This window comes from Kitasatospora sp. NBC_00374, from assembly GCF_041434935.1.
In the GTDB taxonomy this organism is placed as follows: domain Bacteria; phylum Actinomycetota; class Actinomycetes; order Streptomycetales; family Streptomycetaceae; genus Kitasatospora.
Genome location: NZ_CP107964.1, coordinates 2,666,178 through 2,689,928 on the forward strand (window position 1 = coordinate 2,666,178; position 23,751 = coordinate 2,689,928).

A 23,751-nucleotide genomic window follows, 5' to 3' on the forward strand; every position below is an offset into this window, starting at 1 on the left:
CTGTCAACACCTCTCGAGCGCCGCACCGGATCCCCCCGGTGCCCGGGGCGGCGCCCCCTGTCGGGAATCGGCGTGAATGTAGCGAGCATTCGGGCGCTATGGGCGGATCTGGGCGGGCAGTCCTCCGAACGGGTGACGCATTGGCGTCCGTTGTGGGGAAGCTCCGGCCCCGCGTGTTTGGCTTGGATGTCCGCTGTGCCGAATCCGGTCCCATGGCTCGGACCGCCATGCCGGGGGTTCGGTCTATGGCGGTCGGCCACATAGGAGTGCGGGCCCGCTGTTCCTACCGTTCTCGGCCATGGACACCACTTCCGTCCCGCCCCCGCTCAGCGGCCGGACCGCCCTGGTCACCGGCGCCGCCTCGGGCATCGGCCGGGCCTGCGCCGAGGCGCTCGCCGCGGCCGGCGCCAAGGTCCACGTCGTGGACCTCAACGCGCGCGCCGCCGAGGACGTGGCCGCACGGATCGGCGGGAACGCCCATGTCGCCGACCTCGCCGACCCGGCCGCGGTGGAGGCCCTGCCGGACGACGCCGACATCGTCGTCAACAACGCCGGCCTGCAGCACGTCGCGCCGCTGCACGAGTTCCCGGTGGAACGGTTCACCCTGATCCAGCGGGTGATGGTGGAGGCGCCGTTCCGGATCCTGCGCCGCACCCTGCCGCACATGTACCGGCAGGGCTGGGGACGGATCGTCAACATCTCCTCCGTGCACGGGCTGCGCGCCAGCGCCTACAAGTCCGCCTACGTCACCGCCAAGCACGGCCTGGAGGGCCTCAGCAAGACGGCGGCGCTGGAGGGCGCACCCCACGGCGTCACCAGCAACTGCATCAACCCGGCGTACGTCCGCACCGCCCTGGTGGAGCGGCAGATCGCCGACCAGGCCGCCGCCCACGGCATCCCCGAGGACGAGGTGGTCGAGCGGATCATGCTCGACCGCACCGCCGTGAAGCGCCTGATCGAGCCCGCCGAGGTGGCCGCCCTGGCCGTCTGGCTGTGCTCGCCGCCCGCCGCCTGCATCACCGGCGCCAGCCTGCCCGTCGACGGCGGCTGGACCGCGCGCTGACCCCGGCCCGCCCGCCTGCCCACCCGCTCTGCCCGCCCCACCCAGCAATCACCACCCAACCCCCCGAGGTGACCCTGATGGCCAGCTCTCCCGACGTCGCGAGAAGCGGCTCCCGGCTCTGGAAGGTGGTCGGTGCCAGCCTGATCGGCACCACCATCGAGTGGTACGACTACTTCCTCTACGGCACCGCCGCGGCCCTGGTCTTCGGCAAGGTCTTCTTCCCCAACAGCGACCCGCTGACCGGCACCCTGCTCTCCTTCCTCACCTACGCGATCGGCTTCGCCGCTCGTCCGCTGGGCGCCCTGGTCTTCGGCCACTTCGGCGACCGGATCGGCCGCAAGCGGCTGCTGGTGCTCAGCCTGCTGCTGATGGGCGGGGCGACCACGCTGATCGGCTGCCTGCCGACGTACCGCCAGATCGGCGTGGCCGCACCGCTGCTGCTGACCGCGCTGCGGCTGGTGCAGGGCTTCGCGCTGGGCGGCGAGTGGGGCGGGGCGGTGCTGCTGGTCTCCGAGCACGGCGACCCGCGCCGGCGCGGCTTCTGGGCCTCCTGGCCGCAGGGCGGTGCCCCGGCCGGCAACCTGCTGGCGGCCGGCGTGCTCTCGCTGCTGACGACCGTGCAGAGCGACGCCGACTTCCTCGCCTGGGGCTGGCGGATCCCGTTCCTGCTCTCCGCGCTGCTGGTCATGGTCGGGATGTGGATCAGGCTGTCGGTGGACGAGTCCCCGCTGTTCAAGCAGGCGCTGGCCGCGGCCGAGGCCCGTGGCGCGGAGGAGAAGCCGCCGATCGTGGCGGTGCTGCGCGACCACTGGCGGGACGTGCTGGTCGCGATGGGCGCCCGGATGGCCGAGAACATCTCGTACTACGTGATGACCACCTTCGTCCTCGCGTACGCCGTCGGCCATGTGCACCTGCCCAAGCAGACCGCGCTGAACGCCGTCCTGATCGCCTCGGCCGTCCAGTTCGCGCTCATCCCGGTCTTCGGCGCGCTGTCCGACAAGGTCGGCCGCAAACCGGTCTACCTGGTCGGCGCCGCCGGGGTGGGGGTGTGGGCCTTCGTCTTCTTCGGCCTGGTCGACACCGCGGACTTCGGCTCGCTGGTGCTGGCCGTCACCGTCGGCCTGGTCTTCCACAGCGCCATGTACGCGCCGCAGGCGGCCTTCTTCTCCGAGCTGTTCGCCACCCGGATGCGCTACTCCGGGGCCTCGATCGGCGCCCAGTTCTCCTCGGTCGCCGCCGGCGCCCCCGCGCCGCTGATCGCCACCGCGCTGCTCAAGGACTACGGCAGCGCCACCCCGATCGCGGTCTACGTCGCGATCGCGGCGGCCGTCACCGTGTTCGCGGTGGTCTGCGCCCGGGAGACCCGCGGCCGCGACCTCGCCGCGATCGAGCCCTCCGGCCCCGCCGGCGAACGGCCGGCCGGGCAGGCGGTCACCGTCTGAGCCCCCGTACGGCCCGGCGCGCTCCGCCATCCGCGCCGGGCCGTTCCCCCCTCCACCGAGAACTGGCACGATGTCCCGCACCATGGACGACCCCGCCTCCCGAACCAGCCCCGCCCCGGGCGGCCCCGCGCCCGCCGGCCAGGCCCCCACCGCGGCGCCCGCGCTGCGGCGGCTGCTCGATCTGCTGGCCACCGGCGCGGCCACCGAGGACTTCGCCGCGGTACTCGCCGAGGCCCGCCGCCGCGGCGCCCCCGCCCAGGTGCTCGCCGAGATCGACGACGCCACCTGGCAGGCCCTGCGGGTGCACCGGACCCTGCGTCAGCACCGTCGCCGGGAGACCGAGCTGACGGCGCTCTTCGACACCGCGGGCGACCTCGCGGCCTCCCGGGACCTGGACTCCGTCCTGCAGGCGATCGTGCGCCGGGCCCGGATGCTGCTCGGCACCGACACCGCGTACCTGACCCTCCCCGACGAGACCGCCGGGGACACCTACATGCGGGTCACCGACGGCTCGGTCTCCGCGCTCTTCCAGCACCTGCGGCTCGGTCTCGGCGACGGTCTCGGCGGCCTGGTCGCCCAGACCTCCCGCCCCTACGCCACCCCCGACTACCGCGCCGACGAACGCTTCCGCCACACCGGCCGGATCGACGCCGGGGTGCTGGACGAGGGACTGGTCGCCATCATCGGCGTGCCGCTGCTGCTCGGCGGCCGGGTGATCGGCGTGCTGTTCGCCGCCGACCGCTCCGCCCGGACCTTCTCCCCCGACGAGGTCGCCCTGCTCTGCACCCTCGCCGCGCACGCCGCGATCGCGCTGGACACCGCCAAGTCCCTCGCCGAGACCCGCGCCGCGCTGGCCGAACTCGCCGGGGCCAACGAGGTCATCAGGGCCCACGCGGCCGCCGTCCAGCGCGCCGAGCAGGCTCACGACCGGCTCACCGACCTGGTCCTGCGCGGCGCCGAGGTGGCCGACGTCGCCGCCGAGGTCGCCGCCCTGCTCGGCGGCGAGGTCTCCGTGCACGACGCCGAGGGCCGCCCGGTCAGCGGCCGTCCGGTCACCGGTGGGCAGCCGGCGCAGGCGCTCGCCGCCTCCCGGGCCGAGGCCCGCGCGGTGCGCCACGGGAGCGGCTGGGTCTGCGCCGTCCTGGCCGGCCAGGAACTGCTCGGCGGCCTCGCCCTGCACGGCCGGCCCGACCTGGACGACGCGGACCGGCGGATCTTCGAACGGGCCGGTGTGGTCACCGCCCTGCTCCTGCTGCTGCGCCGGTCCGTCGCCGAGACCGAGAACCGGATCCGCGGCGAACTCCTCGCCGACCTGCTCACCGCCCCCGAACGCGACCCGGCCGGCCTGACCGCCCGCGGCCGCCGCCTCGGCGTCGACCTCGCCCGGCCGCACCTCGTGCTGGTCGCCGAGAGCGGCACCGAGGGCCGCGCCCGGCTGGCCGGCGCCGCCGCCCGCCACCTCTTCGGCTCACGCGGCATCAGCGCGGAGCACGGCGAGGCCGTGGTCCTGCTGCTCCCCGAGGACGGCACCTCCCCCGGCCGGCTCGCCCGGGACACCGCCGACCGGCTGGCCCGGCTGGCCGGTGTCCCGGTGACCGTCGGCGTGGGCCGCCCCGCCACCGGCCCCGTCCCGCTGGCCGCGGCGTACGCCGAGGGGCTGCGGTGCGTCCGGGCGCTGCGCGTGCTCGGCCGCGAGGGGGACGGCGCGGCCGCCGCCGACCTCGGCTTCCTCGGCGTGCTGCTCGGGGACGGCCACGAGGTGGACCCCTTCGTCGCGGCCACCCTCGGCCCGCTCCTCGACTACGACGCCCGCCGCGGCACCGAACTGGTCCGGACCCTGCGGGCGTACTTCGACTGCGGCCAGAGCCTCACCCGCGCCAAGGACCACCTGCACGTCCACGTCAACACCGTGGTCCAGCGCCTGGACCGGATCGAGGCCCTGCTCGGCCCCGACTGGAACCAGCCCGAGCGCTGCCTCGAACTCCACCTCGCCCTGCGCCTGCAACTGCTCGCCGCCTGACATCCCCGGGAGCGTCCCCGGCCCGGGGGGATCGCCCGGGCGCAGGCGTACAGTTCTGGGGTTGGTCTCGAACGCCTGGCAAGGAGCAGTGGTGAGCGAGCAGATACGGTTCGTGCGGTTGGGGATCGGCGAGGGCGCCGTCCCGTACCAGGACGCCTGGGCCGAGCAGCAGCGGCTGCACGCGCTGCGGGTCGCGGACGAGATCCCGGACACCGTGCTGCTGCTGGAGCACCCGCCCGTGTACACCATGGGCAAGCGCACCAACCCGGCCGACCTGCCGCTGGACGGCACCCCCGTGGTGGAGGTGAACCGGGGCGGCGAGATCACCTGGCACGGCCCGGGCCAGCTGGTCGGCTACCCGATCGTGAAATTGCCGGACCCGATGGACGTGGTCGCCTACGTCCGGCGGCTGGAGGAGGCGCTGATCAGGGCCTGTACCGAGTTCGGCGTCGAGACCACCCGGATCGAGGGCCGCAGCGGGGTCTGGAAGCTCGGCCGGGAGATCCCGGACGCGGTGGTGGATCCGTCGCAGGTGGTGGAGATCGGCAAGCTCACGCTGCGGATGGGCCTGCCGCTGGGGATCGACCCGCGGCTGGCCGGGCCGGAGTACGCGCCGTCCAACGCCGGCCAGCGCGGCGACGACCGCAAGCTGGCGGCGATCGGCGTCCGGGTGGCGCGTGGTGTGACGATGCACGGGTTCGCGCTCAACTGCGACCCGGACATGACCTGGTTCGACAAGATCGTCCCGTGCGGGATCCGGGACGCGGGCGTCGGTTCGGTCGGCTCCGAGCTGGGCCGCGGCTTCCCGGTGGCCGAGGCGCTGCCGGTCGTCGAACGGCACCTCGCGGCGGTTCTGGCCGAGCTGCCGGAGCCCTCGCTCGCTCGCTGAGGCGGGGAATCCACACCGGGCTCCGGTTGTTGCCCTGCGATTGCAGGGCCGGGGCCCGGCCCAATAGCTGAAAGCACAGGCGTACCCTGGGGGTACCCCGTCTAGTCCTAGGAGTCGCACGTGTCCGCTGTCGCACCCGACGGCCGGAAGCTCCTCCGCCTGGAGGTCCGGAACGCCGAGACCCCCATCGAGCGGAAGCCTGAGTGGATCAAGACCCGGGCGAAGATGGGCCCGGAGTACAACGCACTGCAGTCGCTGGTGAAGAAGGAGGGGCTGCACACGGTCTGCCAGGAGGCGGGCTGCCCCAACATCTTCGAGTGCTGGGAGGACCGCGAGGCGACCTTCCTGATCGGCGGCGACCAGTGCACCCGCCGCTGTGACTTCTGCCAGATCGACACCGGCAAGCCCGCCGATTTCGACCGGGACGAGCCGCGCCGGGTCGCCGAGTCCATCGTCACGATGGACCTGAACTACGCGACCATCACCGGCGTCGCCCGCGACGACCTGGAGGACGGCGGTTCCTGGCTGTACGCCGAGACCGTCCGCCAGGTGCACGCGCTGACCGCCGACCGGGCCACCGGCCGCACCGGCGTCGAGCTGCTGATCCCCGACTTCAACGGCGTCCCCGCGCTGCTGGACGAGGTCTTCGACTCCCGTCCCGAGGTGCTCGCGCACAACGTCGAGACGGTGCCGCGGATCTTCAAGCGGATCCGGCCGGCCTTCCGCTACGAGCGCTCGCTGGACGTCATCACCCAGGCCCGCGCGGCCGGGCTGGTGACCAAGTCCAACCTGATCCTGGGCATGGGCGAGACCCGCGAGGAGGTCAGCCAGGCGCTGGCCGACCTGGTCGGGGCCGGCTGCGAGCTGATCACCATCACCCAGTACCTGCGGCCGTCCGTGCGCCACCATCCGGTGGAGCGCTGGGTCAAGCCGCACGAGTTCGTGGAGCTGCAGCAGGAGGCCGAGGAGCTCGGCTTCGCCGGTGTCATGTCCGGCCCGCTGGTCCGCTCCTCGTACCGGGCCGGCCGGCTGTACCGGCAGGCGCTGGAGCACCGCGCGCAGGCCGCGGTCTGAGTTTCGTCCGATGATGGGGCGGGTCCGGTTCGGGCCCGCCCCGTCGCCGTGCCCGGGCTTCATCGGCCTTTGACGCCCGGGTCACCGGCAGGTAACACCGTTCGGCCAGGATGTACGGAGTCGGATCCGCCTCGACAGCCAGGGGAGCACGCGACATGCAGGCAGCAATGGGAGCGCTTCGGGACGCCCGGGTGCTCGGCCGGGTGCGTTCGGTCAAGGACGCCGTCCGAATGGCCGAGAGCGTGCTGCTGGGCGGCGGCCAGCGCCGCGCCCGGCGCAACGCCTGGTCGGCGGTGTGCGAGAACCGCCGGTACGCGGCCGACCGGGTGGACGGCGCGGCGGCGCCCGGGCGTCCGGACCAGGCGCGGCAGCGGGCCTGAGCGGCGCGCCGCGGGGCCCCTCGGTGTGCCCCGGCGTCCGTCCGTGCGCGGCCGTCCGGGAAGACGCAGGTCACGAACCGGCACCGCCCTTGGATATCCCGTACCTGCCACACGTACCATGAGCGGTATGGCGAGGGAAACATCCGAGAACCCCGGGCGGCTGAAGCAGATCCGCACGGCGTACCAAATGACCAAGAAGGTCGACACCAAGATCGGCCTGATCATCGGAGGCATCGGCCTCCTCACCTTCGGCGTGTTCCTCGCCATCGGTTTCCTGATCGGTCACCCCATCTACCTGGGCATCCTGGGCTTCATCGTGGCGTTCCTCGCCATGGCGATCGTCTTCGGGCGCCGGGCGGAGCGGGCGGCGTTCGGGCAGATGGAGGGGCAGCCCGGCGCGGTGGCGGCCGTGCTGGACAACATCCGCCGCGGCTGGAGCGCCAACTCGACCCCGGTCGCGGTGACCCGCAACCAGGACGCGGTCTACCGCGCGGTCGGCCGGGCGGGCATCGCGCTGATCGGCGAGGGCAACCCGAACCGGGTCCGCCCGCTGCTGGCCTCCGAGAAGCGGAAGATGGCCAAGGTCGTCGGCGACGTCCCGGTGCACGACATCATGGTCGGCAACGGCGAGGGCGAGATCCCGCTGAAGAAGCTGCAGATCCACCTGATGCGACTGCCGCGTGCCATCTCCCCGGCCCAGGTCACCGAGACCAACGACCGGCTGCGCGCGCTGGGCGACCTGCTCTCCAAGGCGCCGATCCCCAAGGGCCCGATGCCCAAGGGTGCGCGGATGCCCAAGGGCGGCCAGGTCCGCTGATCCCAGCGCCTGCCGGGCCCGCTCTCCGGGCCCCGACTCGACACCACGGCCCCGCCGCGATCCTCTCGCGGCGGGGCCGTTTGACGTGCGGGTGTCGGGCCGTGGTCAGATCCGGATCTCCACCGTGCCGACCGCCTTGTCGTGCAGGCCGCGGGTGTCGCGGTCCCAGACCAGGGCCGGCACCACCAGACAGAGCAGCAGGGTGCGCAGCAGCACCTGCGGGATGGTGGCCCGGGTGCCGTCCAGGCGGACCACCCGCAGGCCGAAGAGCCGCTTGCCGACGGTGAAGCCGGCCGTGGCCAGCAGCAGCACCGTGACCACGTAGAAGAGCGGGGTGGTCCACAGGTTGGCCGCGGCCTGGTCGCCGCGCGCGAGCAGCCCGTACGCCACCAGGCTGACCAGCCAGCCGTCGACGAACAGCGCGCCGATCCGCCGGCCGGGGCCGGCCAGCGAGCCGGGGCCCTCCTTGGGCAGGCCCAGGCGCTCGCCGCGGTAGCCGAAGTCGGCGCCCATCCGCTCGGCCGCGGCCTTCGGGCCGTCGATCCACGATCCCAACGCTTCTCTGGTATCCACGAATCCACAGTATCCGGACCTCCCGGGCGATCTTCGCCACCCTCCCCCCGCAGGGGTGAATCCGTGTCGACCGCCCTCCACAAGTGGTCTGGACCACTTGAGAATCACGGTGCCGACAGGGGTTGCGTTTTGTCCGAAACCGTACGGCTTTGCCACCCACCGGAGCGGGCCGGTTAACATTCAGGAAACGGTGGAGTCACCGACCGGAAACGGCCCAGCTCTAACGTGAGCCGCCCTAGGGTGAGCCACCAGACCGCACGCTGAGGAGGATGGATGTTCACCAACGCCGACGAGGTGAAGCAGTACATCGCCGACAACGACATCAAATTCGTCGATGTCCGCTTCTGCGACCTGCCGGGCGTCATGCAGCACTTCTCGGTACCGGCGGCGACCTTCGACCCGTCCGAGACCCTGATGTTCGACGGCTCGTCGATCCGCGGCTTCCAGGCCATCCACGAGTCCGACATGGCGCTCGTGCCGGACCTGGCGACCGCCCGGCTGGACCCGTTCCGGACCGAGAAGCACCTCAACATCAACTTCTTCATCCAGGACCCGATCACGGGCGAGGCCTACAGCCGCGACCCGCGCAACGTGGCCAAGAAGGCCGAGGCCTTCCTCGCCTCCTCGGGCATCGCCGACACCGCGTACTTCGGCCCGGAGGCCGAGTTCTACGTCTTCGACTCGGTGCGCTTCGAGACCAGCGCCAACGCCTCGTACTACCACATCGACTCCGAGGCGGGCGCCTGGAACAGCGGCTCCGCCGAGGGCGACGCACGCGGCTACAAGGTCAAGTACAAGGGCGGTTACTTCCCGATCCCGCCCGTCGACCACTTCGCCGACCTGCGCGCCGAGATGTCGCTGGAGCTCGCCAAGTCCGGGCTGGAGGTCGAGCGCCAGCACCACGAGGTCGGCACCGCCGGCCAGGCGGAGATCAACTACAAGTTCAACACCCTGCTGCACGCCGCCGACGACCTGATGCTGTTCAAGTACATCATCAAGAACGTCGCGTGGCGCAACGGCAAGACCGCCACCTTCATGCCCAAGCCGATCTTCGGCGACAACGGCTCCGGCATGCACGTCCACCAGTCGCTGTGGACCGAGGGCTCCCCGCTCTTCTACGACGAGCAGGGCTACGCGGGCCTGTCCGACACCGCCCGGTACTACATCGGCGGCCTGCTCCGGCACGCCCCCTCGCTGCTGGCCTTCACCAACCCGTCGGTGAACTCCTACCACCGCCTGGTGCCCGGCTTCGAGGCCCCGGTCAACCTGGTCTACTCGCAGCGCAACCGCTCCGCCGCGATCCGGATCCCGATCACCGGTTCCAACGCCAAGGCCAAGCGCATCGAGTTCCGCGCGCCCGACCCGGCGTCCAACCCGTACCTGGCCTTCGCCGCGATGCTGATGGCCGGCCTGGACGGCATCAAGAACAAGATCGAGCCGCTGGAGCCGGTCGACAAGGACCTGTACGAGCTGGCCCCCGACGAGCACGCCGCCGTCCCGCAGGTGCCGGCCTCGCTCGGCGCGGTACTGGACGCCCTGGAGGCCGACCACGAGTACCTCCTCGCGGGCGGCGTCTTCACGCCGGACCTGATCGAGACCTGGATCGACTTCAAGCGCACCAACGAGATCGCCCCGATCGCCCTGCGGCCGCACCCGCACGAGTTCGAGCTGTACTACGACCTGTAGACCGGCAGCACCGGTGCATCGGAGGGCTCGGGGCCGGCATCAAGATCCCCGAGCCCTTCGACTTGGAGCTGGACACCTCAGGCCTGCTGCCGTACGGCGACTGACGGCTCAGCCCTCCGCATCCAGGCCGGGGAGCGGGTCCTGCTCGCCGGGGAGCACCCGGACGGCGTCGTCCGGGCGGCGGCACTCGCGGCCGAGCCGCAGCATCCGGGACTCCGGGTCGTGCAGTAGCCGGCCGCAGCGCAGGCAGCGCACCTTCGCGGGCAGGCGGGCCGGAATCGGCGGGATCAGGGCGGCATCGGGATCGGCGTCGGACACCCCCACAGTGTGCCGCCCCGCGCCGACGGTCAGGCCGGGGTGAGGGCGAGGACGGCCAGGTCGTCGGCGTTCCCGGGCGGGCGCGCCGGTCGGCGGGTGCACCGGCGCTGAGTAGGGTGGCGGAATGGAGATCTGGATCAACCCGCGCTGCGGCAAGTGCCGCAGCGCCCTCACCGAGCTGGACGCCGTCGGTGCCAAGTACACCGTCCGCCGCTACCTGGAGGACCCGCCGACCGCCGCCGAGCTGGAGGAGGTGCTGGGGCGGCTGCTGCTGGAGCCCTGGGACATCACCCGGCTGGACGAGCAGGCGGCGAAGGACCTGGGGATGAAGCAGTGGCCGCGCGAGGACGGCGAGCGGGCGCGCTGGATCGCGGCGCTGGCCGAGCACCCGATCCTGATCCAGCGGCCGATCATCACCGCGGACGACGGCCACGCCGTGGTGGCTCGCACGCCGGACGCGGTGCGCTCGGTGCTGCCGGGCTGATCAGTCGCGGGTGACCGTCCGGACCTCCTCCCCCGGGCGCCAGGAGCGGATCACCAGCCGGTTGTCGGCCACGGTGGTCAGCACCACCTCGGTGATCCCCAGCCGGAAGGCGTGGAACGGGCCGGGCGGCGCCTGCGGGAGGTCGCTCTCGTACGCGGACAGCTCGACCTCGTCGGCGATCTCGACGGCGACGCCGGAGATCTTGGCGTCGCCGTCGGTCATCGTCTCGTCGCCGGGGTGGCTGTGCAGTGCGTAGCGGCCGTCCCGGCGCAGGTCGAGGGCCTTGACGGCGCCGTCCATGGAGCCGATGGTGAGGTCCGCCCCGATGAACTGCACCTCGGTGCCGCTGACCCGAGGGGCGCCGGCCCTGCGCAGGGTGGCCAGTACGTGGTGCCGGTGGGCCTCGAACCGGGCTCGTACGGCGGGCGCGAGGTCCGGGGCCTGCTGCTCGAAATCCTGCCAGGTAACCATGGCGCCAGTCTGGCCGCCGTTGTCGGTTGCCGCTGTCAGACTGGCCGGATGGCACAGACCTACATCGCATTCCTGCGCGCGATCAACGTCGGCGGGCGGACGGTGAAGATGGAGCGGCTGCGGGAGCTCTTCGCCGAACTCGGGCTGGCCCGGGTCCGCAGCTACATCCAGAGCGGGAACGTCTTCTTCGACACCGGGGAGACCGACCGGGCCGCACTCACCCGCCGGATCGAACAGCATCTGGAGGCCGCTCTCGGCTACCCGGTGCCGACCATGCTGCGCACGGTGGACGAGGTCGAGGAGCTGGTCGCCGCCGAGCCGTTCGCGGGCGTGGAGGTGACCCCGGAGCTCAGGCTCTGCCTGGTCTTCCTGTCCGAGCCGCTGCCGGACGGCCTGGAGTTCCCGGTGCACTCCCCCAAGGGCGACTGGGACATTCTGGGGGCCGACCCGGGCACCGCCTACGTCGTGGTGCACCTGCGCAACGGCCGTCTCGGCACCAACCCGGCGACGGCGTTCCCGTCGTCGTACACCGGGCAGGGCACCTCCCGGTTCTTCCACACCACCGCCAAGATCGTCGCGGCGGCCCGCAAGGCCTGATCCCGAGGAGTCGCAGGGTGTCCGCGCGGGAGCCGGGCCGGCGTCAGTGCGGGAACTGCCGGGGCGGGCGGTGGGCGGGGAGCGTGTCGCGGAACTCCTCGACGGCGGAGCTGATCTGGCGGGTGAGCACGGTGTGCTCGATCCGGTCGAGGTAGCGGTGGTGGGCGGCCAGGGCCTCGACGGTGACCGAGAAGTAGAGCGTCATCAGCGGGTTGACGAAGAGTGCGCTGTGCCGGGTGCGTTCGGTGAAGCGGACGTCGCCGAACTCGCCGCGCAGGGCGGCGGCGACCGAGCCCTGGACGATGCTGGGGTGTTCGGGGAAGGCCGCCCGGGCGTGCTCGACGGCGTCCAGGTAGAGGGCGCCCTCCCGGGAGTCGCGCGGCAGGGAGAACGCGCCGAGGTAGCCGTCGGCGCGGTCGAGGGCGGCCAGGTTCTCCAGCACCAGGCTGTGGTTGACGCCGTGGTAGGCGTCGACGCCGAAGCCCAGACAGCTGACCAGCCGTTCGGGGATCTCGGTCAGACCGGCCACCGCGCCCAGGCTGGCCATGTCCTCCTCGGGGGTGCCGAGCCCGGCCTCGTCGCCGCGCATCAGGATGTCGGTGCCGCCGTCAACCAGCAGGATCGCGTCGATGCCGAGGTGCCGGGTGAGGGCCCGGTAGGCGTCGCGCAGCGGCTGGACGCCGACCGAGGCGAAGGCCCAGACCGTGTCGGGCAGGCGGTGCAGGCGCAGCCAGCGGGCCAGGGTGCGTTCGGGGAAGTAGGGCTCGGCCGATCCGGTGTCCGGGCGGATCTCCGCCACGTCGGGCGCCAGCCAGACGTCCGCGCCGAGGCCGTGGAGGTGGCTGAAGGACAGGTTGGCCAGGTGGACCTCCTTGCCGGCCGCGCGCAGCGCGAGGGCGACCGGCAGCCCGGCGTAGACGTCGAACCCGCCGCCGGCTCCGGCGACGAGGATCCGTTCGGCGGACTTCAGACGGGTGAGCAGCGGGGGTTCGAAGAGCGAGGGCATCCGGGGACGGTACCAAGGCGGGTCGGGTACGGGCGGGCGTGAATTGTGCCGCTCCGGCGGCGGGTTGCCGCTCGGTGGGGGCCGCGGGTCACTTCCGGGCGAGGGCGGCGATGCCGGCCGTGACGATCGCGAGGCCGTGTTCGAAGCGCCGCTCGTAGCCGCCGAAGAGGTCCTCGCCGGCGGCCGCGGCGAGCGGGTGGTCGGGGCCGATCCGCTCGGCGCGCTCGGCGCTGTCGTAGCCGGGGGCCCGTTCGCCCGGGCGCGGGTGGACGGCCTGCTCCTCGATGACGAAGCCGATGGTGAAGCTGTAGGCGGTGAAGTAGGCGTCGACGGCCTCGGCGAGGGTGAAGCCGGCCCGGCGGAAGACGTCGAGCTGGGATTCCTGGTGCCGGGCGTGGCCGCTGTCGGTCAGCCGGGTGCCGCTGAACACCTTGGCGCCGTCGCGGTAGCCGAGCAGGGCGCGGCGCAGCGCCCGGCAGGCGGCGAGCAGGTGTTCCTGCCAGGGGGCGTCGGGGGCGGGGGGCTCGGCGGAGGCGGTCATGCGGCGGAGCATCTCGGTGGCGAGTTCGTCCAGCAGGGCCTGCTTGTTGGCGAAGTGCCAGTAGAGCGCGGGGGCCTTGACGTCGAGTTCGGTGGCGATCCGGCGCAGGGTCAGGCCGTCCAGACCGACCTCGTTGAGCAGCCGCAGGGCGGTGTCCGCCACCTGTGCCCGGTCCAGTTTCGCCGCCATGCGCACGCTCCTCCTCGATGACCCCTTGACAATTTAACACTGTTAAGGCCACGCTCGGAAGGCAGCCACTTAACAACGTTAAGGAGTCTTGGAGTGCACACTCCCGTACTGATCGTCGGCGCCGGCCCGACCGGCCTCACCCTCGCCCTGGACCTCGCCCGCCGCGGCGTGTCCGCGCTGCTCGTCGAGCGGGCCCCGGATCTGTTCCCCGGCTCGCGCGGCAAGGGCCTGCAGCCCCGCACCCAGGAGGTCCTCGACGACCTCGGCGTGATCGACGCCGTCCGGGCCTCGGGCGCGCCCTACCCGCTGATGCAGAGCTGGGAGGACGGCGAGCGCGGAGCCCGGTGGGACCTGATGGAGCGCGACAGGGCCGGCGACCCGTCGGTGCCGTACCCGGACATCTGGATGCTGCCGCAGTGGCGCACCCAGGAGATCCTCCACGCCCGGCTGCGGGAACTGGGCGGCGAGGCGGTGTTCGGCACCGCGCTGACCGGGCTGACCCAGGACGCCGAGCGGGTCACGGCGCGGCTGACCGGGCCGGACGGCGCCGTCCGCTCCGTCACCGCCGACTACCTGGTGGCCGCCGACGGCGGGCGCAGCACGGTACGGCGGGCGGTGGGCATCCCGATGGTCGGTGAGACGGTCGACCCGCACCCGGCACTCGTCGCCGACCTGCGGCTGACCGGCCTCGACCGCGCGGACTGGCACATCTGGCCGAAGGCCCCGGGCGGCCCGCTGCTGCTCTGCCCGCTGCCCGGCACGGCGGACTTCCAGCTGTTCGCCCAGTTCACGGACGGCGTCCCCGACACCTCCCCGGAGGGCGTGCGCCGGACCGTCGCCGAACGCACCCACCTGCCCGCCGAGGCCGTCACCGAAGTCCGCTGGGCCTCGGACTTCCGCCCGCGCGCCGCACTCGCCGACCGCTTCCGCGGCGGCCGGGTCTTCCTGGCCGGCGACGCCGCGCACATCCACTCCCCGGCCGGCGGCCAGGGGCTGAACACCAGCGTGCAGGACGCCTACAACCTGGGCTGGAAGCTCGGCCAGGTACTGCGCCACGGCGCGCCGGCCGAGCTGCTGGACAGCTACGAGGCCGAACGCCTGCCGGTCGCGGCCGACGTGCTGGACATCAGCACCTCGCTGCACCGCGCCGCGGCCGGCACCGGCGGCGACCGTCCGGTCCGGCGCGGCGAGCGCACCGAACAGCTCGGGGTGGGCTACCGGGGCGGCCCGCTGAGTGTCGACACCCGCACCGGACTGCCCGAGGACGCCCTGCGGGCCGGCGACCGCGCGCCCGACACGCCGCTGTCCGGCGGCGGGCGACTGTTCGACGTGCTGCGCGGGCCGCACTTCACCCTGGTGGCGGGCGGCGGCGAGCCGCCCGCGGCGCCGGCGGGTGTGCGCACCCTGCGGGTGGACGCCTGGGGCGCGGGGCTGTTCCTGGTCCGGCCGGACGGGTACCTCGGGCTGGCCACCACCGACCCGGCGGACCTGGACGGGTACTACGCCGCGGTGGGGCTGCGCCACTGAGCGGGCCGCGGTCGGGCCCGCCGTCCGGGCGGGCTCAGAACTGCGGGCCCCAGAGCTGGTCGGTGCAGCGCGCGTAGGTGTCCCGCCAGTGCGGCCAGTGCCGGACGGTCTCGTCGTCGCAGTCCGCGAGCAGCCGGTCGACCACCCGCTCGTCGACGCCCTCCAGCAGCCAGACCAGCGCGTCCGAGGAGGCCGGACCGTCGGCCGCCCGGAGCAGGTCCAGCAGCTCGGGCAGGGTGCCGATCCGGGAGCCGACCGGGAAGACGCCGTCCATCCGGGGCAGCAGCTGCCGCTCCTCGATCCGCAGGTGGGTCTCCAGCCGGGCGGCCAGCTCCTCCACCGCGTACGCCACCGGCCAGCTGCTGGCGGCGTCCCGGGTGGCGATCCGCACCAGGGTGGTCACCCGGGTGAAGGAGTGGTCCAGGTTGTGGTGGTCAGCCTCCAGCCAGTTGAGCAGCAGGCGCATCTCCGGCACGAAGCGGCGCAGCAGCGGCCAGAGCCGGGTGTCCTGCTGCTCGTGGTGGCAGGTGATCATGGCGGTCATGAAGTCCCAGTGCCGCTGGAGCGCCTCGCCCGCGGCCGGGTCGCCGGGCTGCAGCAGACGCAGCGCGTTGGGGAACCGGGCGAGGTCGCGGCGGATGGCGGAGTGCACCAGGCGCAGGCCCGCGAACGGGACGGGCGCCACGGAGGGCGGCTCGGCGGCGGCCCGGGCGCTCTCCCCGTCGGACGGGGCCGGAACGTGCGGGGTCCTGACGGGCAGCAGATGGCTGGGCATGGCGCTCTCTTCACGACTGGCTGAGGCTGGCCGCTGCGGACACCGCGTCTGTGGTGTCCCGGCCCGGGTCTTCAGGGTGGTGACATGCCATCAGGGTCGAATGAATGTCTGATTGACGCGCAGGTCAGGGGCCTGTCGACGGCTTTTCGCCGGACTTACCGCAGCCCACGAACCAGTATGGCGCGAGCGGAGCCGCCGAGGTGGCGGCTCCGCGAAATCCGGGACCGTCAGTCGCTCTCGGGCCCGGCCACGTTCTTGGTCAGCCACTCCAGGGTGTTCGGGATCATCTTCTTGAAGTCCGAGGTGAGGTGGTTGCCGCCGGGCTGCTCGTAGTAGTCGATCGTCAGCGGGGGCTTGGCCTTCGCCACCCAGGCCTTGACCAGCTTGACCTCGCCCGCGTTGGCCCCGCCGGCGGTCGCGAGCATCCGCACGTCGGCGGTGCCGGCGGCGACCAGCTGACCCGGACTGTTGGCCAGCCGGTCCTGCTCATAGCCCTTCCAGAGCGGGGAGTCCGGGTTGTAGTAGCCGTCGATCGGCACGGCCGCCTTGAAGACGTCCGGGTACTGCATGGCCAGCTTGGCACTGCAGAAGGCGCCGGTGGAGGCCCCCATCACGGCCCAGCCGTCCCGGCCCCTGACGGTGCGGAAGTTCGCGCGGACGAAGTCCGGGATGTCCTGCGACATCCAGGTGCCGATCTTCGGCTGGCCCGGGATGTCACTGCACTCCAGGGCCTTGGCCTCGTTGGACTCGAGGTTCTGCACCGGCATGATCATGATGAACGGGTGCGCCTTGCCCTCCTTCGACATCGCCGCGTCGGCCTCCTCGATGGGCAGCTGGTTGTCCGTCCAGGTGTTGTAGCCGGCGCTCTGGCCGCCCGAGTACAGGGTCAGCACCGGGAAGCCCGTGTTCGCGTACTTGGGGTCGCTGTACTCCGGCGGCAGCCAGACCCAGACCTTGCCGCTGACACCGGACTTCGCCCCGGTCAGCGTGGTCATCATGATCGGCCCGGCCGCCGTGTCCCGGACCTTCTTGAGCTCCGCGGCCGGCCCGGTCGGCTTCAGCACCTTGGAAGGCTTGGTCGGCGTGGGGCTCGGCGGTGCGGCCGGCGCCGCACCGCCGGCCGTCTTCGCGCCGTCGGCGGCCGGCTTGCCGGCGTCGGTGCTCCCGCAGGCCGCCAGCGAGGCGGCCAGCGCGAACGCGGCGGCACCGCCGAGAACGGCACGGGTACGGGAGGAGGGCGGCTTCGGCTGCACGGTGGGGACTCTCCGAGCGGTGTCTCGCCCGGTCGGTGTGTCCGGGCGGTGGCCCCGGCGGGACCTGGGATCGGGCGGCGGATCTCTGGCTGTCGGCCGCCCCGGAACGGGCGAGGCGGCCTCCGATCGGAGACCGCACCACCCGTGATCCTATGACGGACCGGACGGGTGGCCCGGTTGCGACGAAGATCCGGAACCCGCCGTCCGGCGGGGGTTCGCCCCGCCGAACGGCAGGGGTCACACCTGCGCGACAAGCACCTCGTCCACCGCGGAGCACCGGCGGGGCCCGCCCCTTCGGGCGGCTGGACCCCGGCACCGGCCGCGACCCCGGCGGACGGCGTGAGCGCCGCACCCGTGACCACTGTCACCCCGTCGTACCGCACGCCGTACGCACCGGAGACCGCGTGCCGCGCCAACTCGGTCAACTGCCACTCGGTCGGCCGATCCGCCGGCCCGGGCCCACGACTGCGGCGGCGCCCGCCCCGCCCGGGAGATTCGCCAGCGCGTCCGCCCCGCGCCGTGCCACGCCTTGGACACTCGTACCAGTGACGCCCGGGCCGCCGCTGCGGGATCATCGAGGCACCGCCGAGCACCCCGAGGAGCAGCACGTGTCGCAGCAGGTCGCCGTGGTCACCGGAGCCGGCAGCGGGGTGGGGCGCGCCGTGGCCCTGGAACTCGCGGGGGCCGGCTGGCAGCTCGTCCTGGCCGGCCGCCGCGACGGGCCGCTGCGCGAGACCGCCCGGCTGGGCGCCCCGACCGCGGCCGTGATCCCGACCGACGTCACCGACCCGGCCGCCGTGGACGCGCTCTTCGCCGGGACCGCCGAACGCTTCGGCCGGCTCGACCTGCTCTTCAACAACGCCGGCACCTTCGGCACCCCCACCCCGGTCGAGGACCTGGATCCGGCCGAGTGGCGGGCGGTGGTCGAGCTCAACCTGACCGGCGCGTTCCTCTGCGCGCAGGGCGCGTTCCGGCTGATGAAGGCCCAGCGGCCGCAGGGCGGCCGGATCATCAACAACGGCTCGATCTCCGCCCACGTCCCACGCCCGCACAGCATCGCCTACACCGCCACCAAGCACGCCGTGACCGGCCTCACCAGGTCGCTCTCACTGGACGGCCGTCCCTACCGGATCGCCTGCGGCCAGATCGACATCGGCAACGCGGCCACCGACATGACGGCGGCCATGACCACCGGGGTCCGCCAGGCGGACGGCCGGACGGCGCCCGAGCCCACCATGGACGTGGCCGACGTCGCCCGCACCGTCCGGCACATGGCCGAGCTGCCGCTGGAGGCCAACGTCCAGTTCGCGACGGTGATGGCGACGGCGATGCCGTACATCGGACGCGGCTGAGGCCGGGCCGCCACCACCACGTCGAGCACCCCTACCAGCCGAGCCCGATGGTCAGGCGGGAGGGCGGGTCCGCGTTCGGGAGGATCCTGACCGTACTCTGGTCGTTGACGTCGTCGTAGGCGAATCCGTAGGCGCGACCGGCCAGGCCGACGGCGTGGAAGAACCCGGCGTAGTCGTTCCTCACACCGGCCGGGTAGTAGGCGCCCGCGGTGTACCACTGCGCGGTGTCCAGCGCGACGCCGCGGTTGAGCGCCGCGCAGAACTCCGCACCCAACTCCAGTTCCACGGTGGCCATTCCGGGCGAGGCCAGGGCTCCGGAGCAGGCCATCACATCGGCGGTGGTGGGCTTGGAGAGGTGGTACGGGCCGGCGCCGTCCTTGGTGAACTGCAGCCGCCCGCCCACGACCCGCCCGGTGAAGGTCTGCCCGAGCCGGGTGAGGGTGAACTGCCGGTCGGCGTACTGCGCCCAGGCCGCGTCGATGGCTGGCTGGAGGTAGCCGGCCTGGGCGCCGCCGGGACGGAACCGCGCGGAGGTGCGCGGTGCGGTGATCCGGTACTGGTCCACCAGGCCCCGGAAGGCCGGCCCCACGTCGGTGCCGAACCGGCTGCGCACCTGATCGCGGGTCAGGGTGATGCCGACCGTCTGGTCGTAGCCGCTGGAGCTCTGCTGCAGGCGAGCCGTGACGGGGAAGCCGAACATGTCCACCTGGGTGGTGTTGCCGCCGAACGGCACCACCCCGTTGCGGTAGGTGAACTCGTACCAGTCGTAGTACACGTCGGCGTTGGGGTCGGCCGGGTTGAGCGGGTCGGGGCCGCCCCAGCCGGAGTCGTCGGGCGAGATCGGGATGTACATCGGCGAGCCGAGCGACAGGTACATCCGGGCGCCCTCCAGCCGGGCGGGTACGGTCACGGTGCTCGTCTGCGCCAGGGAGAAGGACATCGCGGCGTAGGTGCGGCCGTTCTTGACCAGGTGCCCGGGCGCGCTCTCGTCCAGGTGGCTGATGGGCGCGAGGGTGCCGTCCGGCTTGAGGTACGACCACCGGCCGGGGGTGGCCATGCCCAGGATCAGCACGTACGCCTGGCTGTTGGACCAGGTGCCCCGGGTGTTGTTGACGAAGGACACCGGGAAGCCGCCGGCACCGCCTTGGCCGCCGCCCGGCGGCGGGGTGGTCGTGCCGCCGAGGGCGTAGGAGAAGTGCGGGGTGTCGTAGAGCGGGCCGGACTTCTCGTAGGTGAACCAGTAGTCGAGCACGGCGCCCGCCGGCAGCGAACCGGCGGTCTTCGTCCAGGTGCCGGCCGCGCCGTCCATCCTGAAGTTCTGCTGGCTGGCTCCGTTCACCAGGTAGTGGACGTCGACCAGGGCGGCGGGGGCGGCCGGCCTGAACCAGAACTGGACCCGGCCCTCGCCGGCAGCGGTGACGCCCTGGGCGTAGTCGGTGGCGGCCCGGGCCGGGCCGACGGCCCCCAGCACGGCTGCGCAGAGCACGAGCAGCGCTGAGGCGAGGCGGAAGAGCTTGGTCACGACGACCTCTCACGGGGTGGGGGCAGATGAGAGCGCTCTCATTCGGAGGGTGTCGACCGCCTGACGCGATGTCAACCCTTTGCGTCAACTCTTCAACGGAAAGCCAGGATCTGCCACCGATTCGCCTTCATCCGTTGACAGCCGCCAGTGGCTCCGATACCAAAATAGAGAGCGCTCTCAGGATCCCCCACCCAACGAGAGGCACCCCATGCGGCACCGACCACCACGTCTCCGCCTCCTGTTCGCCGCGCTCGGCCTCGCCGGGCTGCTGGCCGGCGGGCTGGCCGGCCAGTTCGACCCCGCGCAGGCCGCGGTCCCGGCGCCCGGCGGCTGGACCCAGGTCTTCGCGGACGACTTCAACGGGCCCGCGGGCACCGGCGTCAACACCGCCACCTGGCAGTACACCACCGGCACCTCCTACCCCGGCGGCCCGGCCGGCTTCGGCACCGGCGAGGTCGAGACGATGACCTCCAGCACCGCGAACGTGGCCCTCGACGGCTCCGGCAACCTGCGCATCACCCCGGTCCGCAACGCCGCCGGGCAGTGGACCTCCGGCCGGATCGAGACCAACCGCACCGACTTCCAGCCCCCGGCCGGCGGAAAGCTCAGAGTCGAGGCCCGGCTCCAGATGCCGAACGTCACCGGGGCGGCGGCCAAGGGCTACTGGCCCGCGTTCTGGATGCTCGGCGCGCCCTACCGGGGCAACTACTGGAACTGGCCGAGCATCGGCGAGATCGACATCATGGAGAACGTCCAGGGCATCAACAACGAGTGGGCCACCCTGCACTGCGGCACCAGCCCGGGCGGCGTCTGCAACGAGACCACCGGCATCGGCGGCCAGCGCGCCTGCGGGCCCGGCACCTGCCAGAGCGGCTTCCACACCTACACCGTCGAGTGGGATCGCAGCACCAGCCCCGAGCAGCTGCGCTGGTACCTGGACGGCGCGCAGTTCCACACCGTCAACGCCAGCCAGATGGACGCCGGCACCTGGGCGGCCGCCACCGGGCACGGCTTCTTCCTGATCCTCAACGTCGCGATGGGCGGCGCCTTCCCGGCGGCCTTCGGCGGCGGTCCGGACGGGGCCACGGCCTCCGGCGTGCCGATGGTGGTCGACTACGTCGGGGTCTGGCAGTCCGGCACCGGCACCCCGACACCCACACCGACCCCGAGCCCCACCCCGACGGGCACCCCCAGCACCCCGCCGCCGGGCGGCCACCGGGACGCGTACGCGCCGATCCAGGCCGAGTCCTTCGACGGCCAGGGCGGCACCGCCACCGAGGCCTGCGCCGAGGGCGGCCAGGACATCGGCTCGCTGGCCAACGGCGACTGGGCGCTCTACCGCGGCGTCGACTTCGGTTCGACGCCCGCCCGGCAGTTCCTCGGCCGGGTGGCGAGCGGCGCGGCGGGCGGCGTCAGCGGCCTGGTCGAGGTCCGGCTCGACAGCCGTACCAGCGCCCCCGTCGGCTCCTTCGCCGTCGCCAACACCGGCGGCTGGCAGAGCTGGCGTACCGTCCCCGCCAACATCAGCGGCGTCACCGGCACCCACGACGTCTACCTGACCTTCACCAGCGGCCAGGGCGCCGACTTCGTCAACGTCAACTGGTTCGACTTCGGCCACTGACCCTGCGGCGCACTGCCGCGGGAGCACCACCGGTGGTCGGGTGGCCGGGTCACGGCAACGTGACCCGGCCACCCGACCACATCGGTTGTGAGTGAGCCCTTCAACTGGCCGGCGGGCAGCCAATCCGGCAGAGGTGTCCGTTCCAGCGCCCGCCGGGGAGCTCGACGTCGCAGCAGAAGCCGTGACCCCCGCCCTGGTAGTGCCGGGCGGGGGTCAGGGGTGGGTCAGCTGCGCCAGGTGTCGTTCAGGGCGACCTTGCCGCTCGACGGGACGGTGGCGGTGCGGTTGGAGCCGCTCTCCCAGGTCACCGCGCCGTTCGCCTCCTTGCGGATGTACTTGTACTCGAAGGCGGTACCGGCCGGCAGCGCCAGGTCGAGCTTCCAGACCGGGTAGGCCGCCGAGGACAGCGGCAGCGCCTTGGTGGTGTCCCAGTTCCCGAGGGCCGCGTTGTTGCCCACCACGAAGATGTTCTGCCCGAGGACCGTGGTGGCGTTCACGGCGAACGAGGCCCCGGTGGCGGCCGACGGGGTCGGGCTGGGCGACGCCGTGGTGCCGCCGCCGCTCGCGCCGACGTACAGGGCGACCGCGTCGCCCGCGCCGACGGTGGCGGTGAACTTCCCGTCCGTGCCCACGCTGTAGCTGGTCCCGGTGCAGCCGCCGCCCGCGACCGGGTCGCCGTGCTGCACGTCGCAGTAGCTGCCGGCCGGGAGCGAGGTCTGGAAGGTCTGGGTGATCGCACCGTTCTCGTGGTTGATCGCCACATAGCCCTTGCCGCCGCGCCCGAACGCGATGGCGTTGTTGCCGTTGGACCACCAGTTGGTCAGCGCCGTGCCGGACACCGCGTTGCGGAAGCCGACCATGTTGGCGACCTGCCGCCAGGCGTGGGTGCAGTTCCAGCCGTCCTGGTAGCAGGCGTTGACGGCGCCGCCGTTCGGCGGGCCGTCGTCGTGGCCGGTGAAGGCGTAACCGGAGTAGACGTTGGGCGAGCCGTACGGGGAGGCCAGCATGAAGACGTTGGCCAGGGTGTAGCTGTTGCCGTACTTGTAGGTCAGGGTGGAGCCGTTGCGCTCGGTGTCCCAGTTGTCGACGAAGGTGCGGGCCTGGCCGCTGCCGAGCAGGCCGGAGCCCCAGGAGGAGAGGTCGGCGATCCGGCCGCCGTCGAAGGCGCTCTTCAGCCAGGTGCCGGAGCGGAACTCGTCGACGTCGCCGGTGCCGGTGTACTCGCTCGGCTGGATCGGCTCGCCGGCCCCGTAGATGACCTCCTGCACCCAGTACGCGTTCGGGTTGCTCATCCTGGACTTGATGCCCGAGAGGTCGGCGGCGGCGATGTGCTTGGCCGCGTCGATCCGGAAACCGTCGACGCCGATCGAGAGCAGGTCGCTCAGGTAGTTGGCGATGGTCTGCTGGACGTACGTGCTGCCGGTGTTGAGGTCGGAGAGGTTGACCAGCTCGCAGTTCTGCACGTTGCTGCGGTCGCCGTAGTTGGAGATGGCGCTGCGGCAGGAGTGGAAGTCCTGGTCCTGGTAGTACCCGGGGTAGTTGTACTTGCTGTAGACGGTGCCGCCGGTGCCGGTGCCGGAGCCGGCCGACATGTGGTTGATCACCGAGTCGGCGATCACCTTGACGCCGGCGGCGTGGCAGGTGCTCACCATGGACTGGAACGCGGCCCGGTCGCCGAGCCGGCCGGCGATCCGGTAGCTGACGGGCTGGTAGGAGGTCCACCACTGGGATCCCTGGATGTGCTCCTGGGGTGGGGAGACCTCGACGAAGCCGTAGCCCTTGGGGCCGAGCGTGTCGGTGCAGGCCTTCGCCACCGAGTCGAACTTCCACTCGAACAGGGTGGCGGTGACGTCCTTGCCGCCGCCGGGCGGGCTGGCCGCCGCGGTCGGCGCCAGCGAGAGCCCGGCGCCGACCGACAGCGCGAGGGCCGCCGCGGCGGTGAGCGCGCCGGCGGCGCGGGCGGGGCGGGAGGTGGGGGAATTGGTGACCACGGTGTCTCCAGGGGGCGGGTGGGCGGCCTGGTTCGGCCCGCGGACGCAGGTGCGCGGGCCGGGGTGCGAAGAGGTGCAGGGCGGGGCTGGAGGGATGCGGCAGGACCGGCGGGCTGCGGATGGTGGGGCGCAGTCCGACCGGGCCGGAGCGCGGCGGGTG

The 23,751-nt window shown here is 72.6% G+C and carries 22 protein-coding genes; 13 read left to right on the forward strand and 9 right to left on the reverse strand.

The window, feature by feature from the left end; translation table 11 throughout:
- The first annotated feature begins 298 nt into the window (after window positions 1-298).
- The 7 genes from OG871_RS11930 (at window position 299) to OG871_RS11960 (ending at window position 7,685) form a co-directional block, all read left to right on the forward strand.
- Window positions 299-1,063, forward strand: a complete 765-nt coding sequence (locus tag OG871_RS11930) for a 3-hydroxybutyrate dehydrogenase (RefSeq protein WP_371496696.1) — start codon at window positions 299-301, stop codon at window positions 1,061-1,063.
- A gap of 77 nt (window positions 1,064-1,140) precedes the next feature.
- Window positions 1,141-2,505, forward strand: coding sequence for an MFS transporter (locus tag OG871_RS11935; protein WP_371496697.1), 1,365 nt, complete (start codon window positions 1,141-1,143; stop codon window positions 2,503-2,505).
- Window positions 2,506-2,575: 70 nt separating this feature from the next.
- Window positions 2,576-4,525 (forward strand): helix-turn-helix domain-containing protein, encoded by a 1,950-nt coding sequence (locus tag OG871_RS11940; protein ID WP_371496698.1) that lies wholly within the window; start codon window positions 2,576-2,578, stop codon window positions 4,523-4,525.
- A gap of 88 nt (window positions 4,526-4,613) precedes the next feature.
- Window positions 4,614-5,414 carry a lipoyl(octanoyl) transferase LipB gene (gene lipB / locus OG871_RS11945; RefSeq protein WP_371496700.1) on the forward strand — a complete coding sequence of 267 codons (801 nt, stop codon included), beginning with the start codon at window positions 4,614-4,616 and terminating at the stop codon, window positions 5,412-5,414.
- 120 nt (window positions 5,415-5,534) lie between these two features.
- The gene (lipA, locus tag OG871_RS11950) at window positions 5,535-6,488 is read left to right on the forward strand and encodes a lipoyl synthase (RefSeq protein WP_371496702.1); all 954 of its coding nucleotides are present in this window, start codon (window positions 5,535-5,537) and stop codon (window positions 6,486-6,488) included.
- 155 nt (window positions 6,489-6,643) lie between these two features.
- Entirely contained in the window at window positions 6,644-6,868 is a 225-nt protein-coding gene (locus OG871_RS11955) for a hypothetical protein (protein WP_371496704.1), read from the forward strand.
- A 127-nt stretch (window positions 6,869-6,995) separates the two neighbouring features.
- Complete coding sequence (locus OG871_RS11960) at window positions 6,996-7,685, forward strand: DUF4191 domain-containing protein (protein ID WP_371496706.1); 690 nt, start codon at window positions 6,996-6,998, stop codon at window positions 7,683-7,685.
- A gap of 105 nt (window positions 7,686-7,790) precedes the next feature.
- On the opposite strand, the gene OG871_RS11965 is transcribed toward OG871_RS11960, so the two are convergent.
- Entirely contained in the window at window positions 7,791-8,258 is a 468-nt protein-coding gene (locus OG871_RS11965; protein WP_371496707.1) for an RDD family protein, read from the reverse strand.
- 273 nt (window positions 8,259-8,531) lie between these two features.
- Here OG871_RS11965 and glnA point away from each other — a divergent pair, with 273 nt between their 5' ends.
- Complete coding sequence (gene glnA, locus OG871_RS11970) at window positions 8,532-9,944, forward strand: type I glutamate--ammonia ligase (protein WP_371496709.1); 1,413 nt, start codon at window positions 8,532-8,534, stop codon at window positions 9,942-9,944.
- A 108-nt stretch (window positions 9,945-10,052) separates the two neighbouring features.
- Here glnA and OG871_RS11975 read toward each other — a convergent pair whose 3' ends face one another.
- Window positions 10,053-10,262, reverse strand: coding sequence for a DUF6011 domain-containing protein (locus OG871_RS11975; RefSeq protein ID WP_371496711.1), 210 nt, complete (start codon window positions 10,260-10,262; stop codon window positions 10,053-10,055).
- A gap of 124 nt (window positions 10,263-10,386) precedes the next feature.
- Here OG871_RS11975 and OG871_RS11980 point away from each other — a divergent pair, with 124 nt between their 5' ends.
- Complete coding sequence (locus OG871_RS11980; protein ID WP_371496712.1) at window positions 10,387-10,746, forward strand: ArsC/Spx/MgsR family protein; 360 nt, start codon at window positions 10,387-10,389, stop codon at window positions 10,744-10,746.
- Here OG871_RS11980 and OG871_RS11985 read toward each other — a convergent pair whose 3' ends face one another.
- Window positions 10,747-11,217, reverse strand: coding sequence for a pyridoxamine 5'-phosphate oxidase family protein (locus OG871_RS11985; protein ID WP_371496714.1), 471 nt, complete (start codon window positions 11,215-11,217; stop codon window positions 10,747-10,749). It abuts the gene before it with no gap.
- Between the two features lie 48 nt (window positions 11,218-11,265).
- Between OG871_RS11985 and OG871_RS11990 the strand changes: the two genes are divergently transcribed.
- The gene (locus OG871_RS11990; protein ID WP_371496716.1) at window positions 11,266-11,814 is read left to right on the forward strand and encodes a DUF1697 domain-containing protein; all 549 of its coding nucleotides are present in this window, start codon (window positions 11,266-11,268) and stop codon (window positions 11,812-11,814) included.
- 43 nt (window positions 11,815-11,857) lie between these two features.
- On the opposite strand, the gene OG871_RS11995 is transcribed toward OG871_RS11990, so the two are convergent.
- Together OG871_RS11995 and OG871_RS12000 are read right to left on the reverse strand one after the other, a co-directional pair.
- A complete protein-coding gene (locus OG871_RS11995) occupies window positions 11,858-12,820 on the reverse strand; it encodes a DUF1152 domain-containing protein (RefSeq protein WP_371496718.1) in 963 nt (320 codons plus the stop codon).
- Window positions 12,821-12,908: 88 nt separating this feature from the next.
- Window positions 12,909-13,550 (reverse strand): TetR/AcrR family transcriptional regulator C-terminal domain-containing protein, encoded by a 642-nt coding sequence (locus OG871_RS12000; protein ID WP_371496719.1) that lies wholly within the window; start codon window positions 13,548-13,550, stop codon window positions 12,909-12,911.
- Between the two features lie 93 nt (window positions 13,551-13,643).
- Here OG871_RS12000 and OG871_RS12005 point away from each other — a divergent pair, with 93 nt between their 5' ends.
- Window positions 13,644-15,077 (forward strand): FAD-dependent monooxygenase, encoded by a 1,434-nt coding sequence (locus OG871_RS12005; protein ID WP_371496721.1) that lies wholly within the window; start codon window positions 13,644-13,646, stop codon window positions 15,075-15,077.
- Between the two features lie 34 nt (window positions 15,078-15,111).
- Here OG871_RS12005 and OG871_RS12010 read toward each other — a convergent pair whose 3' ends face one another.
- Together OG871_RS12010 and OG871_RS12015 are read right to left on the reverse strand one after the other, a co-directional pair.
- Window positions 15,112-15,852, reverse strand: coding sequence for a hemerythrin domain-containing protein (locus OG871_RS12010; protein ID WP_371496723.1), 741 nt, complete (start codon window positions 15,850-15,852; stop codon window positions 15,112-15,114).
- A gap of 227 nt (window positions 15,853-16,079) precedes the next feature.
- Entirely contained in the window at window positions 16,080-17,105 is a 1,026-nt protein-coding gene (locus OG871_RS12015) for an alpha/beta hydrolase (RefSeq protein ID WP_371496725.1), read from the reverse strand.
- A 563-nt stretch (window positions 17,106-17,668) separates the two neighbouring features.
- Here OG871_RS12015 and OG871_RS12020 point away from each other — a divergent pair.
- Window positions 17,669-18,457, forward strand: a complete 789-nt coding sequence (locus OG871_RS12020; protein WP_371503284.1) for an SDR family oxidoreductase — start codon at window positions 17,669-17,671, stop codon at window positions 18,455-18,457.
- A 31-nt stretch (window positions 18,458-18,488) separates the two neighbouring features.
- Here OG871_RS12020 and OG871_RS12025 read toward each other — a convergent pair whose 3' ends face one another.
- The gene (locus OG871_RS12025; protein ID WP_371496727.1) at window positions 18,489-19,979 is read right to left on the reverse strand and encodes a glycoside hydrolase family 64 protein; all 1,491 of its coding nucleotides are present in this window, start codon (window positions 19,977-19,979) and stop codon (window positions 18,489-18,491) included.
- 208 nt (window positions 19,980-20,187) lie between these two features.
- On the opposite strand from OG871_RS12025, the gene OG871_RS12030 reads away from it, so the two are divergent.
- Window positions 20,188-21,600 (forward strand): carbohydrate-binding protein, encoded by a 1,413-nt coding sequence (locus tag OG871_RS12030; RefSeq protein WP_371496728.1) that lies wholly within the window; start codon window positions 20,188-20,190, stop codon window positions 21,598-21,600.
- A gap of 224 nt (window positions 21,601-21,824) precedes the next feature.
- Here the strand turns inward: OG871_RS12030 and OG871_RS12035 are convergent, their stop codons facing one another.
- Window positions 21,825-23,591, reverse strand: coding sequence for a carbohydrate-binding module family 20 domain-containing protein (locus OG871_RS12035; protein WP_371496729.1), 1,767 nt, complete (start codon window positions 23,589-23,591; stop codon window positions 21,825-21,827).
- Window positions 23,592-23,751: the final 160 nt, after the last annotated feature.